A 13,540-nucleotide genomic window follows, 5' to 3' on the forward strand; every position below is an offset into this window, starting at 1 on the left:
TACAACCACGCCAAACGGCTTAAGACCTTGCGCGGCCTCACGCCACATGAATTTGTCTGTGCCGAGTGGCAGAAAAACCCCGTTAACTTTACCCAGGACCCGACCCACCTCACGCTGGGACTATACATCTAGGTCGTGGGGCCGGCCAGCTTGAAGCCGATGAGACCGGCAACAATCACTGCGCCGAAAAATACCTCGGCATAGGACCAGTCGGCTTTAAGCCACAGCACATCGACGAGTTTGATAAAGACAAGCGACAAAGCCATCCACACCGAGAAGGCTAGGGCAGTGGGGATAGTGCGCATGGCAATGCCCAACAGAACTGAAATAAGGACTAGGCACACCAAGTAGACGGCCCAGGGAATGAGCACGGGCAGCCCCCCATCCAGCCGGTAGAAGGTCGACCAGCGCAGGGTTCGCAAGGCGGCCGTATCGATGTACTTAAGCGAATAGGTCCAGGCCATTTCCCCAATGGCGGCCCCCAGCAGGCATAGCCAAGCAAAAATTGTGGGCTTCATAATGACTTGCTGCTAGAGATGTTTTTTTTTGCGAAAGGGCGAATGTACACGATAAGCGGAGATGGGCTAGTCATGGCGGCCAGCAGACATATCCATCCCTCTTCTGTCCGCCTTGCCTAGCCCGCCTCATAGAGTTCGACCCGGCCCCTACCTGCCAAAGGCCGCGCTTAAGCTGCTTGAGGGTACTGAGGTGGTTGGAGCCAGTGGGGGAGGGGTGCCATTTCTCACGTAGATCGGCGACTTGCTGTGCAGCTTCCAGTGTGGGGAGTGGCCGCAAAAGCGGAGTGCCATTTCTCACGTAGTCGCTCAAAGAGATAATTCCTTTAGCGCCATGTGGTTCCCCTCGATCCGGCCTGCGCCCTATATGCCCCTAATTTGCCCCTGAGAGCCCTTTTTTGGTCAAACAAGCCGGGTTATAAAGCTGAATTAGCCTTTTTAACTTTCAAAAAATCAGAATCTCTTCTGTCTTCTTAAAGCTATTCTTTTACTGTTCTATATTCAGGGGCTCATAACATACTGTATCACAGCATTTTAAAGCCGTTATCTACGTAAAAAATGGCACTCTGCTGCGTGAACACTGGCACTGTCTGCGTGAAAAATGGCACCCGTGTCTTGGCCCCAGGCCGGCCGCCGTTTGCAGGCAAGCGTCAAGCCAGAGGTGGGAGCAGGGGCCATCTACGTGAAAAATGGCACCGGGCCCGCCAATTCACGGCCGGAATCGGCGCGTTCGCGAATGACGCGAAACGCTTATCTTGGGGCGGCCCCCGGCCCTTTTACTGGGGGCACTGTATCTGCTATGGCTTCCCCTACCGTGCCCGCCCCGCTATATCCCCGGGCTTACCAGGCCAATGCCCTGGTGAGAGCCCCGCTGAAGCTGACTCACGTGGAGGCCCGCATATTTGCGCTCGCCCTGGGCTGCATTCATCAGGGGCAGACGGAGCTACCGGGCATCTCCATTCCCCTGAGCCGGGTGATGACTCAGAAAAAGGGCGGTAGCGTGTACGAAACGATTCGCGACGCCTGCAAAAGCCTGATGTCAAAAGTGGTCAGCATCGAGTCGCAGACGGGTAACCGGCGGCGGTTTACGGCCTACTCCATCATCAGCTACCTGGACCTGAATGAAGGCACCGGGTTTCTGACCGGCAACTTCGCTCCCGAGATCAAGCCCTTCCTGCTTCAGCTGGCCGAGCAGTACACCCACGTGGAACTGGAAACGCTGCTCACCCTGCGCTCGGCCCACGCCCACCGCCTGTACTGGCTGCTCAAATCCTGGGATGACGTGGGCCAGTTGGAGGTGCCGTTCGAGGTGTTGCGCCGGCAGGTGCTGGGTGATGACAATGAGGTGACCTATCCGCTGTTCTACGATTTCAAGCGCTACGTGCTCGAGCCGGCTTTGCGAGAGCTCTATGCGCTGGGCTGGGTAGTTACTTACGAGCCGCTTAAGGACGGCAAAAAGGTACACGCCGTGCGCTTTACCATTCCCTGCCCCCTGAGTCAGCTGGCCGAGCAGGGTGCGGAGGTGGCCGGTAAGGGCCGCGCACGGACGCCGCAGGCGCAGATGAGCTTGGAGCTGCCCGCCAACGCATCCACCCTGTAGCAGCGCATGGTCACGCGCCTGCAGAAGCTGCGCATGACCGACGCGCAGATTCGGCACGTGCTCGATTTTGTGGCCGATGATGAAGCGCTCATTGCCCGGCTCATGAAAGTAAGCCACCCACTGCTGCGCGACTTTGAGGCCGGCAACAAGACTTTCGATAATCTGGGAGGGGCGGCCATCAACCTGCTCAAAACGGAATTCCCCCGGCTCTATCCACTGCTCAAGTAAGTTAATGCCCGAAAGCGCAGGCGTCCAGGCAACGGACGAAGCTGGAGAAATACCCGTCGCGCTATCCGCCTGGTATTGCTTTCTTCTGCCGCTAGTAGGAGGCACACGGCATTGACTGGCCCTGGCTTATGGCGATCAACCGCCTGGCCGCAACGTGCTCCTTACTACGCTCCGCACTACGCTGGGCGCCATTGGCAGAAAGTGCCCTGATTTATGAAAACCGCAACCCCGCTACTGCCCATTAAACTGAAGTAGCCCATGATGGCCGTTGTTCAATTCCTTCGGGCTTGCTGGCCCCTGTTTGTGCTGGTGCTGGCAGCTTGCCTGCCCCTGCAGGCGCAGCAACAGCCTACTGCCGGAGCGGCAGATGCGCCGTGGGTTACGCTTCTCAATCCGCAGCACCTGGGCGGCAGCATCGAAGGCACCGCCTTGGCGCGGGACGCGGCGGGGAACCTATACGTTACTGGGGTTTTTACCGGCGCGGTGCGGTTGGGTGAACTTCAGCTGCAGGCCCCGCAGGGCAGCGCGGCTAAAGTGGGCTTTGTGGCTCAGCTTTCCCCCGCCGGCCGGTGGCGGTGGGCGCAGGTGCTGACCGGTTTCGACGGCTCCACCAACCGCGCCGAGAGTGTGGCGAGCGATGCAGCTGGCGGCCTCTACGTCACAGGCTCCTACCAGGGGCAGGTGCGTTTCGGGTCCTACTTGGGCTTGGAGCCCCCTTCTCCAGGCGGGGCGCCTTCCGGAGCGCGGCACTTCGTGGCCCGCCTTGATACGGCCGGCCACTGGCTCTGGGCGCAGGCGCTAAGCGTGGGGCCGGCCAAGTCAAGCCAGGTCACGAGCGATGCGGCTGGCATGGCGTACGTGAACGGCGGGCCCGCCGCGACCGGGGCTTCCGGCCTAGCCCGGGAAGTGGTGGCGGGCAAAATCAGTCCGCAGGGGGCCTGGCAGTGGACTGTCAGGCCCCCTGCGCCCCCCCCCCCCCGGGTGCAGGCTCTAGCCGTAAGCCCGTCCGGGCATGTATTCCTCGGTGGGGCCCTGCTGCCGTCCCCACCCGTCCGGTCACCGCAGCCTGCGGAAGACGGCTGGTTGGGGCCAGGGCGGCCAGCCGGGCCCGAGCGGCCGTTTGTGGCCCGCCTGACTGCCACGGGGAAGTGGGAGTGGACGGCTACCGCCCAACCCCAAGGCAACGGCCGGGCCACCTGCGAGGCGCTGCGCGTGGGCCCCGACGGCGACCTGTTCGTGGCCGGTCAGTACGATACGCCCGTGCGATTTACGGCCGTGGCCGGCCGGCCGCTACAGTTGCGGGTACCGGAGCGTTCAGGCAGCGTGTTTGTGGGCCGGCTCACGGCCGGCGGGCAGTGGCGCTGGGTAACAGCCCCGACCAGTGCCGGCAGCACCTTTGCGCGCCGGGGCATTTTCCTCAGCGACCTGGACCTGGATGCTGCGGGGCAGCTGTGCCTGGCCGGTACGTTTGCCGGATCGGCGGAATTTTCCACCCTCCCTTCCTCGACCCACTTATCGGCCGGCGACAAATGGGGACAGTCCTACGTCGCCTGGCTAAGCCCGATGGGACGGTGGCTGGCAGCCGTTACGCCGACTGCCAGCCCTAAAGGGGCATTTAGCGGGGCCGCCTACGCGCGGGCAGTACTGGCGACCGGCGTAGGTTGCGCGGTCCTGCTGGCTCACGCCCCGGGGGCGGCCACCGATGAGTCGGACGAGTTTACAACCACGCTGACGCTGGGGCTTAGCCAGGCCAAGTCGCTCCACCCGGACCGCTGGTCGATGCTGAGCCAGGCTGATGGGGGCCGACGTACGCACCAGTTTCGTGGCCCTACTCGATACGGCGGGCACGTGGCGCTGGGCCCGGCGCGTGGATACGAGCTACCCCCATGAAGTAGCCCTTGCCGCCGATTTGGCTGGCCGGTTGCATCTGGCCGGCATATTTCAAGACAGCCTCGCTCTGGCCACCGAGCCCGTCGCCACTCGGCTGCGGGCCCCGGACGCGCGGCGTCTGTTTGTCGCCCAGTTGGGAGCCACCGGGCACTGGCTGACGGCGCGGGACGTAAAGGCAGCCGATTATATCAGCCCCCTGGCCTGGGCAGTAGGGGCCGCCGGCCAGCAGTATCTGGGCGGCTCGCTGGGCAGGGATGCTTCGCAGGCCGACTCGTTGCCGGCAGCTGGCCCGACGGCCCTGGTTGCCCACGGGCTTTTCCGCACGGGCTACGTGACGCAGCTGCCCCTGCAGGGGTCGGGGCAGCAAACAGTGCTACGTCAGGCCTCCCCGCGCTGGGCGGCCGTGGGCGCGTGGGTGATGCTGCAAGGCACTGGGCTGGCAAGCGTCTCTCAGGTGCGGGTGGGTGGCATTACCGCCGAACTGCAAGTGATATATGACCAGCGGCTGCGCGTGCAGGTGCCTGCCGGGGCCAAGCCGGGGAGCGTAAGGCTGGAAGTGAGCACTCCTCAGGGCCATACGCAACTCCCGCACCAGCTGCGGATCCGTCGCCCCTGATCGTAGCTCAACCAGTATGAGTGTGCAACCATAAAATGGCTACTGAGCTGGTGCGCCAGCCTGCAGAGTCACTAGGGCACCTACCCCATTCGAGATATCCCTGGTTGGATCAGGCAGTAGTTCGCTTAGCGGGCGGAATTTCAGGAATGTATGCGACCCAGAAGAAAGCAACAGCTAGCTGCTTGCGCGTGCTAGCCGGACAAATTTGCAATGCTATTGCAAATTTGTCCGGCTAGCACGCGTATATTTAGCTATGATTCCCCGTCAACTCACTCCTAAACTGCTGCAATTAGCGCAGGCCTTTCCCGTCATCACCCTCACTGGTCCCCGCCAGTCGGGCAAATCAACGCTGGTAAGGGCCGTCTTTCCCGCCCTGCCTTATGTATCGCTCGAAGACCCGGACGTCCGGCAACTTGCGCAGCAAGACCCTCGGCGGTTTCTGGCCACTTACCCGCAGGGTGCAGTGTTAGACGAAGTACAGCGGGTACCCAACCTGTTTTCCTACCTGCAAAGCGTGGTGGACCAACCGACGCCACCCGCTGCGCCCTACGTGCTGACAGGGTCACAGAATTTTCTCTTGCTCGACGCCATTAACCAGTCGCTGGCCGGGCGCACGGCCGTGTTGCGGCTGCTGCCCTTTAGTTGCGCCGAATGGCAATCCGCCAGCCAACTGCCGGCCAATGTAGACGATATCATCTGGCGCGGGGGGTACCCGCGCTTGCTACGGCCGCAGCTCTTCCCGTCTGATTTTTACCCCAGCTATATCCAGACCTACCTGGAGCGCGATGTACGCTCCATCCTCAATATCAGCGACCTGAACACTTTTACCCGGTTTCTGCGCTTGTGTGCCGGCCGTATAGGCTCGCCCCTTAATTTAAGTTCGCTCGCCTCCGACTGCGGCGTAGCCGTGAACACGGCTAAGGCGTGGGTATCGGTACTCGAAGCCAGCTATGTGCTGTACTTACTGCCCCCCCACCACGCCAATTTCAGCAAGCGTCTGATTAAATCCCCTAAACTCTATTTCTACGACACGGGCTTGGCTTGCTCACTGCTCGGTATTGGCGAAGGTGCTCAGCTGGCCTCGCACTACCTGCGCGGGGGGTTATTCGAAAACCTGGTGCTTACCGAGATTCTCAAACACTATGACGCGCTGGGGCAAGTAGCACCAGTGTATTTTTGGCAGGATAAAACTGGCCGCGAAGTCGACTTCCTGCTTGAACGACCCACGGGCCTGCTGGCCCTGGAGGTGAAAGCCGGTCTGACCCAAAGTAGCGATTATTTCCGGCAGCTCGACTATTGGCGCAGCTTAAGCGGCGTGCCGGCCGAGCAGGCCTACGTCGTGTATGCGGGAACCACGACGCGGCCCACTGCCCACGGAACATTGCTGCGACTGGCTGATTTAGCGGCGGTGCTATAAGGGTCGCACAATAGTAGGAACGAAAAACAACGATAGGGAGTGCTAGTCGGCTGGGGTGGGGTTCACCCGAATTTGTGGCGGGGAATTTCAGAATACGGCCATTCTTATAATGCACATAGGCCCTCTGATCAGTTGGCGCAAAACGCCAACTGGTCAGAGGGCCCCGAGCAAGCCAAATAGGCTAGTGCTGGACGCTCAGGTTATAGTTGACGGTGTTGTTGCCGCGCCGCAGGCGCACATGATACAGGCCGGTGGGCATGGCGCTGGTGCTCACGCGGGTCTCCACGGCCTGCGTGGTTTCGCCGTGCATGCGCGTGCCCCGGTCGTTGTATACCTCGATTCGGAAGGGCTGTCCGGCCGGGAAGGGGCTGCGCAGTCTGTTACCATTCAATTTATTCAGTGTATTCTCGGTCCCGGTAGTCGAGAAAGTCTCGGACTTTGACGTAGGTCCTGTCAGATGGGCGCAGGCACCAGATTGCCGCTCGGAGCCCCCACGGGTCCACCAGAAACTCCACATGGGTTTGTCCAACTAAGCGCAGTGCCTGTATTCCGCGTAAGTGTTCGTCCTCAATGCGTGAGACGCCGGTATTGTGATGCCAAACAGTGAGGTGCTCGCCCACCACGACGGCCCACTCGTTATCGGGGCCAATAAGGCCGCCAGAGGGGTCCCCGTAAAAATCGTCTTCGAGCAGGTATTCGCCGTTGCGCTTGCGCACGAGCACAGCGTCCTCAAACGTGTGGCCGAGCAACAACTCGTTGGTTTCGGCTACCACGTGCAGGTCTGGAAAGTTCTTGGGCATGAGCAACGAATCAGCATAAGAAGTAATCGGCTTAGCTCATGGCAATCTACTCAGCGTTCAAGAAAACGGTCCGATTAGCAAAAGGAGCTATTCGGTGGCCTCGGCATGCGCTGGACCTGCAGCCACGCCGCGGCTGCGGGGAGCTGGGTAAACCAGCCGAAGTGCACGGCGGGCGTGTGCCAGTCCTGCGGAGCGGTGGCCCGGTGCTCTTGCAACCGGGCCAATTCAGCGGGCGTCACCAAAAAGGCCACCTGCGGGGGTTGCCCGAGCACGGCCCGCACCCGGGGAAAGTAGTCTTCCTGCATCCAGCTGTGTAATTCGGCGGGCTCTTCGTTGGGTCCGCTGCGGCGGTCAACCACCCAGTACGGGGAGCGGTGGTGGGTGGCGTGGACCAGCAGCACTTCGAGGGTTTCCATCGCCTCCGCAAACGTCAGGGCCCGGGTGACGCTCGCGCGGAGCAGGGGCGGGCGGGCCTGGTAGGACACGGAAAAAAAAGGAAGCGTGGGCAGGGAGCCTCGCGGCGTTCCGGGCGGATCAGGAACCATGGTAGGGCGAAAATAGGCGTATGGGACGGTGCACTACAGTCGTCATCAACCGGTTTCAGGAGTCTAACAAAGCGGTGGCCTAGATAAACGCTGCGTTTGGTGAATGGAGCGTTTATTGAGACGTTGTTAAAGCGCGCTGACAGACAATACTTTGGAGATTACCGCAATTTTTCGCCCTGTTGTAACGAGAATCCCTACTTCAACTTAACGAGAAATCGACCTTGCCGCTGGCACAGTTGGTCGACAAAATCTTACCGTAATTCTTGGTCCAGTTAATAACGCAACCTCAGGCAGCGCCACAAAAAAGAAAAAACTTTTCCCTTGCCTCAGCGTTAACATTTTTGTTAAAATCGTTTTCATAATGGCTGGTAAAGTAAGGGACGTCCAGACGGAGGAGCATATCAAGCACACGGCGAAGAACATTTTCTTTGCCGAAGGCAACCTGCACGCCACCACCCAGGAAATCGCCGACCAAGCCGGGGTGAACCGCGCGCTCATCAATTACTACTTCCGCAGCCGCGACCAATTATTTCAGCAAGTATTGCAGGAAGCAATGAACAGCCTGTTTGCCAAGCTGCACCTGCTCTTTACGGCCAAAATGGACTTTCGCGAAAAGATTCGGCAGTACATCGATACGACCATCGACCAGACCGCTACTTACCCCTACTTGGAGAGCTTCGTGATTGCGGAGCTGAACCGGGGCGGGGCCTTGACCCCCCGTTTTCCGGACCACCTGCGGCAAGCCCTGCTAGGGCCGTTCAGCGACGAGGTGCAAGCGGAAGTGCAGAAGGGCACGCTGCCAGCCGCTACTATCGAGCACTTTATCATTAATCTAATGTCCCTGACCACCTATCCCATGATGGCGAAGCCCATTGTGAAAATGATATTCAACCAGGATGAGACTACCTACCGGCAGTGTATACATGAATTGAAACAGCAAATTTTCCAACTGATTTTCTGCGGGTGTCAAGAGAGATAATCTTTTTTATCAATTTTATTTATCAAAATTGATAAAATCTCGGTTATACCAACATAATGCGATTATCAGCATGGTCACGTGTTAACAATTTTGTTTAACATCCATTTTAAACACCTGTGCGGGGCTATTTCGAGCGGCAAGAGCTGGCCCTGTACTGGGCACTGGCTTTCCAACCCGATTTCTTCGACGAAGAAATCGCCGCCTTCCGCACGTTCTGGCGCGTCATCGCCGGGGAGCGGACGCCTACAGGCCATACCCCCTGTTTTGCGCCAACAGCCGTTTGCGGGCCACCTGTAGGCTCCGGCGCCCGCCGCTAAGCGCCCGTTCCCCCAGCCGGCTTTTCGCCGCCGAAGGGCAGGGCGTAAGGATTGACGGCGGCTTGATTCTTCCTGTTAAACTACTTATTCCACTCAAACCCCTCTCTTCATGACTACGCTTTCATCTTCCGCAGCTACCGGCGAACTGGCCGGCAAAGTAGCCCTCGTCACGGGGGCTTCTCGCGGCATTGGCCGCGCCATCGCATTGCGCCTGGGCCGGGCCGGGGCCAGCGTGGTGGTCAACTACGCCACCAGCCCCGACCGGGCGCAGGAGGTGGTGGCCGCCCTGGAAGCCGCCGGCGGACGGGCCACTGCCATCCAGGCCGACATCAGCCAGCCCGCCGAGGTGGCCCGGCTGTTTCAGCAAACCGAAGACTTTTTCGGGGGGCTCGACATCGTGGTCAACAACGCCGGGGCCTACTTGAGCAAGCCGCTGGTGGACGTGACGGCGGCTGACTTCAACCACGTATTCGACCTCGATACCAAAGGCACCTTTCTGGCCCTGCAGGAAGCGGCCCGCCGCGTACGCGACGGCGGCCGCATTGTCAACATCTCCTCGGGCCAGACGGCCGTGCCCTTCCCCGGCGGGGCCGTGTATGCGGGCAGCAAGGCGGCCGCCGAGCAGTTTGGGCTGGTACTGGCCAAGGAGCTGGGCAGCCGGCAGATAACGGTCAACAACGTGCTGGTGGGCGTCACGGAAACCGAAAGCCTGGTGCTGCCCGAGGCGCTGCGGCAGCAGCTCATTTACAACACCCCGCTGGGGCGCCTGGGCCAGCCCGAGGACATTGCTGAGGTGGTGGGTTTCCTGGTGAGCCCCGCTGGCCGCTGGATGACCGGCCAGAACGTGCGCGCCACCGGCGGCCTCATGTAAAGCGCAACTCGCCCGCCCCCGCGCCCCCAATGGCCGTGTGAAACCGCTCGGCCTCTATGACGCTGCCGGGGGCCATCGACACGCCCATGCTCTGGGACAATCCCAACGTGCAGTCAGGGGCCGAAAAGATTGACCAAGCCAATGTGGGCCGGCCCGAAGATGTGGCCGACGCCGTGGCCTACCTGGCTTCCGACCAATCCGCTTTCGTGCGGGGCATGGAGCTGCGCGTGGACGGGGGCCGGCTCAGTCGGCTCTCGTAGTCGCCGCCGGTCCTCCCTCGGCGCGGCCAAGGAATGATGCGCTGGTTTCAACATGCTAGCCGTACCACCTATTAAAAAACAGCCCTTTATGCCTACCCCCAACGACCAACCCCCTTTTGATACCGACGTGCTCATCATCGGGGCCGGGCCCATCGGCCTGACCACCGCCAACGCCCTGCGCCACCACGGCGTAAGCTGCCGAATTCTGGAAGAGAAACCGGAGCCCAGCAAGTACTCCAAGGCCAACAACGTCTGGGCCCGCACCCAGGAGCTGCTCCACGGCATCGGCCTGCGCGAGCCGCTGGCCGAAAATTCCTACCTGGTGGGCCGCATCAATGTCTTTATCGACGACAAGCCGCTCGATGAAATCAAGAGTGACAACGTCGAAAGCCCCTACCCCCAGGCGCTCTACACGGGCCAGGACGTGATTGAAAACACGCTCACCAACGAGTTGGAAAAGCGCGGCGTGCAAGTGGAACGTGGGCGCAAGGCCGTGACTCTGACTCCCGACGACGCGGGCGTGACGGTGCTGGTCACCGCCACGGACCAGCAAGACGCGCCGAGCGGCGAGTTTGAGCGCATCCGCTGCCGCTACCTGGTGGGCGCCGACGGCAACGAAGGCACCGTCCGCAAATCGCTGGGCCTGGATTTCAAGACCAAGAAGTTCGAGGGCCGCGCCAACCATCAGGCCGATGCCAAGCTGAGCTGGCAGCGCTCGACCGACCCCGACCAGCTCTGGTTTTTCACCTACCACAACGGCTTTGCCGGGGTGATGCCCGTGTGGGGCGGCTACCACCGGCTGTTCTTTTTGGAAGACGAGCAGCTGGTGCCCGACCGCGACCCGACGCTGGCCGAGATTCAACAACGGGCGCGCGAAGTCACCGGCGACGACACGCTGACGCTGACCGACCCCATCTGGCTGAGCCACGGCCGCTTTCAGCACGCCGTGTCGGCCGCCTATTCCCAGGGCCGGGTGTATCTGGTCGGCGACGCGGGGCACTTCACGCTGCCCATCGGCGGGCAGGGCATGAACGCGGGCTTCCACGACGCGGTGGGCCTGGCCTGGCGCCTGGCCCTGACGCTGCGCGGCCACGCCAGCCCCCTGGTACTCGACAGCTACTCGCCCGAACGCCAGGGCAACCATGCGGATTTGGACGAGCAGCAGGCCAAAGGCTTCGAGCGCCTGATGTACCGCAACCGGGTAGAAGATGCCCTGCTCAGTGCCGTGGGCCAGGCCGTGCCCAACATCGGCTCGCAGCTGTTTGGCAGCGACGACTTGCAGCAGCTCTCCGTCAGCTACCCCGACAGCCCCCTGAGCGAGGACCACCTGCGCCTGCGCCAGGTGCTGCACCCCGGCGTGCCCACCGCCGGCGACCGCGCCCCCGACGCGAAAGTGACCGACCCGCAGGGCAAGACGATGACCCTGTTTGCGAGCCTCTACAACCCCGATGGCCAGAGCTACGGCTGGAGCCTGCTGGCCTTCGACGGCCGCCAGGCCGAGGCCACGCCGGCGCTGCTGGCGGCGCTGGACCAGGTCACGGGCTGGGACTGGGTGCGCCCGCGCCTGGTGCTGGCTGCCCCGCTCACGCCCGCCGCCAGGGAAAGTCCGCTCACCCGCCTGGCCGACCGCGACGGCCACGCCCACTCGGCCTTCGGGCTCGAAGGGCTGCCGGCCCTGGTGCTCGTGCGGCCCGATGGCCACATTGCCTTCCGCGGCCCCGCCGGTAGCCCGGAGCTGCTGCAGCGCTACTGCGAGAAGGTGTTTGGCCCGGCCGGCAGCTGAGTGCACCACCAATCAATCAGGGGGCTTTTTCCGCCCGCTACCCGGCGAGGAAAGCCCCCCGCCTACTTTTTTCACTGTTTAATCCCCTTGGGTCATGGCACCGATTCACGTAATGAAGGTCGCGGCCGAGCCAGCGGAGCGCTACAACCCCGTTACCTGTGACGCAGCGGAGTCGATAAGCCTGTAGCCGCAATAGGACGTTCTTTTCCTTCAAACGAGCCATGAAGACCGACGAACTACAAGAACAAGTATTTGCGCTGGTGCGCAAGCAGGTATGGCACTTGCGCCAGCCGGTGCTGACGCCCGCGACCCACTTGACCCATGACCTGGGCCTGGATTCGGTGGAACGCGTGCAACTGGGCATTCGCCTGGAATACGGCCTGCGAATAGAGATTCGTGATACGGAAATCGGGCAATGGGACACCCTGGCCGATGTGCTGGCCTGCGTGGGGCGCTACCTGCCCGCCGCGGCCTGGCCCGCTACCTTACCCCTTAGCCATCGGCAATCCGCATGAAACTCATTGGCCTGGAAGAACACTTTTGGACGCCCGAAATAGTGGCCGCCCTTGACCGCTTGCCGCCCGCGCAGCACGACGACGCAATGGACCTGTTCAAGACCCCGCAGCTGCTGGACCGGCTGCGGGACCTGGGCGAAGACCGGCTGCGGCAGATGGACCTGATTGGGCTGGACATGATGGTCCTCTCCGTGACAACCCCCGGCACGCAGGCCCTGCCCCCCGCCGAAGCTGTGCCCCTGGCCCGCCAGGCCAACGACCGGCTGGCCGCCACCATCCGGGCCCACCCCGACCGGTTTGCCGGCTTCGCCACCCTGCCCACGCCCGACCCGGCCGCTGCCGTGGTGGAGCTGCAACGGGCGGTGCAGGAGCTGGGGCTGCGCGGGGCCATGCTGCACGGGCGCACCGGCGACAAGTACCTCGACCACCCCGACTTCCGGCCCCTGCTGGCGATGGCCGAGCAGCTGGGCGTGCCACTCTACCTGCACCCGCAGGTGCCGCCGCGCGCCGTACGGGCCGTGTACTACGACGGCTTCGGGGACGCGCTCAGCAACGCTTTCGCCTTGGGCGGCTGGGGCTGGCACCTCGACGCGGGCATTGGCGCGCTGCGCCTGATTCTGGCCGGCACCTTCGACGCCCACCCTGGCCTGCAAGTTATTTTGGGCCACTGGGGCGAGATGGTGCCCTTTTTTCTGGAGCGGGCCGACGTGATGACGCCGCTGCTGCCGGGCCTGAAAAAATCGGTGGCCGAGTACTTCCGTCAGCAGTTTTACGTAACGCCCAGCGGCATTTACAATACCACCTACCTCCAACGGGCCATTGAGGTGATGGGCGTCGACCGGGTGCTGTACTCCACCGATTATCCGTTTCAGTACCAGCCCGATGGTACCGCCCGCCACTTCCTGGAGCAAGCCCCGCTCAGCTTCGATGACAAAGCCAAAATTGCCCATCTCAACGCCGAAAAGCTGCTGAAGCTGACCTGACGGCGCCCGGCGCCCGCCTGGGGTGAGCTACCCCCGTCCTCCATCTTTTCCCTTCCAGCAATGTGGGCCTCGGCTAAAGGTTTGGTCTAGAAGTAGCGTTTGGAGAGGGCTGCCGCTGAGTAGCGTTCCGTTGCTTCCGATTCAACACGTCGTAAGAAGGCAAAACCCCGCCAAGGTTGTAGTAGCTGCTCCGTGCGTCGCGTAGCAGCGGCCTCGGGGTA

Annotated in this window: 15 protein-coding genes and 1 pseudogene; 12 read left to right on the plus strand and 4 right to left on the minus strand. The window is 61.9% G+C overall.

Annotated elements, in window-relative coordinates:
* A pseudogene (locus D0N36_RS19815) lies at positions 1-132 on the plus strand (IS481 family transposase); the annotation flags it as partial.
* Here D0N36_RS19815 and D0N36_RS17535 read toward each other — a convergent pair.
* On the minus strand, positions 129-518 hold the full coding sequence (locus tag D0N36_RS17535) for a DMT family transporter (RefSeq protein WP_116943124.1): 390 nt from the start codon (positions 516-518) through the stop codon (positions 129-131). The pseudogene D0N36_RS19815 and the gene D0N36_RS17535 overlap by 4 nt on opposite strands.
* Before the next feature lie 796 nt (positions 519-1,314).
* Between D0N36_RS17535 and D0N36_RS17540 the strand changes: the two genes are divergently transcribed.
* The 5 genes from D0N36_RS17540 (at position 1,315) to D0N36_RS17560 (ending at position 6,266) form a co-directional block, all read left to right on the plus strand.
* Positions 1,315-2,115 carry a replication initiation protein gene (locus tag D0N36_RS17540; protein WP_190242746.1) on the plus strand — a complete coding sequence of 267 codons (801 nt, stop codon included), beginning with the start codon at positions 1,315-1,317 and terminating at the stop codon, positions 2,113-2,115.
* A gap of 6 nt (positions 2,116-2,121) precedes the next feature.
* Positions 2,122-2,343: a hypothetical protein gene (locus tag D0N36_RS17545; protein WP_116943126.1), complete on the plus strand. Its 222-nt coding sequence runs from the start codon at positions 2,122-2,124 to the stop codon at positions 2,341-2,343.
* A gap of 258 nt (positions 2,344-2,601) precedes the next feature.
* Positions 2,602-4,233: a hypothetical protein gene (locus D0N36_RS17550; protein ID WP_116943127.1), complete on the plus strand. Its 1,632-nt coding sequence runs from the start codon at positions 2,602-2,604 to the stop codon at positions 4,231-4,233.
* Entirely contained in the window at positions 4,166-4,849 is a 684-nt protein-coding gene (locus D0N36_RS17555; RefSeq protein WP_147320965.1) for an IPT/TIG domain-containing protein, read from the plus strand. The genes D0N36_RS17550 and D0N36_RS17555 overlap by 68 nt, the downstream gene beginning before the upstream one ends.
* Positions 4,850-5,102: 253 nt before the next feature.
* Positions 5,103-6,266: an ATP-binding protein gene (locus D0N36_RS17560; RefSeq protein ID WP_116943129.1), complete on the plus strand. Its 1,164-nt coding sequence runs from the start codon at positions 5,103-5,105 to the stop codon at positions 6,264-6,266.
* Positions 6,267-6,447: 181 nt separating this feature from the next.
* Here D0N36_RS17560 and D0N36_RS17565 read toward each other — a convergent pair whose 3' ends face one another.
* The 3 genes from D0N36_RS17565 to D0N36_RS17575 all read right to left on the minus strand — a co-directional run bounded on the left by D0N36_RS17565 (position 6,448) and on the right by D0N36_RS17575 (position 7,482).
* Positions 6,448-6,657, minus strand: a complete 210-nt coding sequence (locus tag D0N36_RS17565; RefSeq protein WP_116943130.1) for a T9SS type A sorting domain-containing protein — start codon at positions 6,655-6,657, stop codon at positions 6,448-6,450.
* Between the two features lies 1 nt (position 6,658).
* Positions 6,659-7,066: a hypothetical protein gene (locus tag D0N36_RS17570; protein WP_116943131.1), complete on the minus strand. Its 408-nt coding sequence runs from the start codon at positions 7,064-7,066 to the stop codon at positions 6,659-6,661.
* A 74-nt stretch (positions 7,067-7,140) separates the two neighbouring features.
* Positions 7,141-7,482 (minus strand): hypothetical protein, encoded by a 342-nt coding sequence (locus D0N36_RS17575; RefSeq protein WP_147320966.1) that lies wholly within the window; start codon positions 7,480-7,482, stop codon positions 7,141-7,143.
* Between the two features lie 490 nt (positions 7,483-7,972).
* On the opposite strand from D0N36_RS17575, the gene D0N36_RS17580 reads away from it, so the two are divergent.
* From D0N36_RS17580 to D0N36_RS17605, 6 genes are all read left to right on the plus strand, one after another.
* Positions 7,973-8,590, plus strand: coding sequence for a TetR/AcrR family transcriptional regulator (locus D0N36_RS17580; protein WP_116943133.1), 618 nt, complete (start codon positions 7,973-7,975; stop codon positions 8,588-8,590).
* A gap of 426 nt (positions 8,591-9,016) precedes the next feature.
* Positions 9,017-9,778 carry an SDR family oxidoreductase gene (locus tag D0N36_RS17585; RefSeq protein WP_116943135.1) on the plus strand — a complete coding sequence of 254 codons (762 nt, stop codon included), beginning with the start codon at positions 9,017-9,019 and terminating at the stop codon, positions 9,776-9,778.
* Positions 9,779-9,834: 56 nt separating this feature from the next.
* Complete coding sequence (locus D0N36_RS17590) at positions 9,835-10,038, plus strand: SDR family oxidoreductase (RefSeq protein ID WP_116943136.1); 204 nt, start codon at positions 9,835-9,837, stop codon at positions 10,036-10,038.
* A gap of 88 nt (positions 10,039-10,126) precedes the next feature.
* Positions 10,127-11,821 (plus strand): FAD-dependent monooxygenase, encoded by a 1,695-nt coding sequence (locus tag D0N36_RS17595; RefSeq protein WP_116943158.1) that lies wholly within the window; start codon positions 10,127-10,129, stop codon positions 11,819-11,821.
* A 221-nt stretch (positions 11,822-12,042) separates the two neighbouring features.
* Positions 12,043-12,336, plus strand: coding sequence for an acyl carrier protein (locus D0N36_RS17600; RefSeq protein ID WP_116943137.1), 294 nt, complete (start codon positions 12,043-12,045; stop codon positions 12,334-12,336).
* Entirely contained in the window at positions 12,333-13,319 is a 987-nt protein-coding gene (locus D0N36_RS17605) for an amidohydrolase family protein (protein WP_116943138.1), read from the plus strand. The genes D0N36_RS17600 and D0N36_RS17605 overlap by 4 nt, the downstream gene beginning before the upstream one ends.
* The last annotated feature ends 221 nt before the right edge of the window (positions 13,320-13,540 follow it).

It is taken from the genome of Hymenobacter lapidiphilus (assembly GCF_003417065.2).
Taxonomy (GTDB): Bacteria; Bacteroidota; Bacteroidia; order Cytophagales; family Hymenobacteraceae; genus Hymenobacter.

Excerpts from the sequence above, each read along its gene's own strand:
- D0N36_RS17535 (WP_116943124.1), bottom strand. The coding sequence starts at position 518 with ATGAAGCCCACAATTTTTGCTTGGCTATGCCTGCTGGGGGCCGCCATT.
- D0N36_RS17540 (WP_190242746.1), top strand. The coding sequence starts at position 1,315 with ATGGCTTCCCCTACCGTGCCCGCCCCGCTATATCCCCGGGCTTACCAG.
- D0N36_RS17545 (WP_116943126.1), top strand. The coding sequence starts at position 2,122 with ATGGTCACGCGCCTGCAGAAGCTGCGCATGACCGACGCGCAGATTCGG.
- D0N36_RS17550 (WP_116943127.1), top strand. The coding sequence starts at position 2,602 with ATGATGGCCGTTGTTCAATTCCTTCGGGCTTGCTGGCCCCTGTTTGTG.
- D0N36_RS17560 (WP_116943129.1), top strand. The coding sequence starts at position 5,103 with ATGATTCCCCGTCAACTCACTCCTAAACTGCTGCAATTAGCGCAGGCC.
- D0N36_RS17570 (WP_116943131.1), bottom strand. The coding sequence starts at position 7,066 with ATGCCCAAGAACTTTCCAGACCTGCACGTGGTAGCCGAAACCAACGAG.
- D0N36_RS17575 (WP_147320966.1), bottom strand. The coding sequence starts at position 7,482 with ATGGAAACCCTCGAAGTGCTGCTGGTCCACGCCACCCACCACCGCTCC.
- D0N36_RS17580 (WP_116943133.1), top strand. The coding sequence starts at position 7,973 with ATGGCTGGTAAAGTAAGGGACGTCCAGACGGAGGAGCATATCAAGCAC.
- D0N36_RS17585 (WP_116943135.1), top strand. The coding sequence starts at position 9,017 with ATGACTACGCTTTCATCTTCCGCAGCTACCGGCGAACTGGCCGGCAAA.
- D0N36_RS17590 (WP_116943136.1), top strand. The coding sequence starts at position 9,835 with ATGACGCTGCCGGGGGCCATCGACACGCCCATGCTCTGGGACAATCCC.
- D0N36_RS17595 (WP_116943158.1), top strand. The coding sequence starts at position 10,127 with ATGCCTACCCCCAACGACCAACCCCCTTTTGATACCGACGTGCTCATC.
- D0N36_RS17600 (WP_116943137.1), top strand. The coding sequence starts at position 12,043 with ATGAAGACCGACGAACTACAAGAACAAGTATTTGCGCTGGTGCGCAAG.
- D0N36_RS17605 (WP_116943138.1), top strand. The coding sequence starts at position 12,333 with ATGAAACTCATTGGCCTGGAAGAACACTTTTGGACGCCCGAAATAGTG.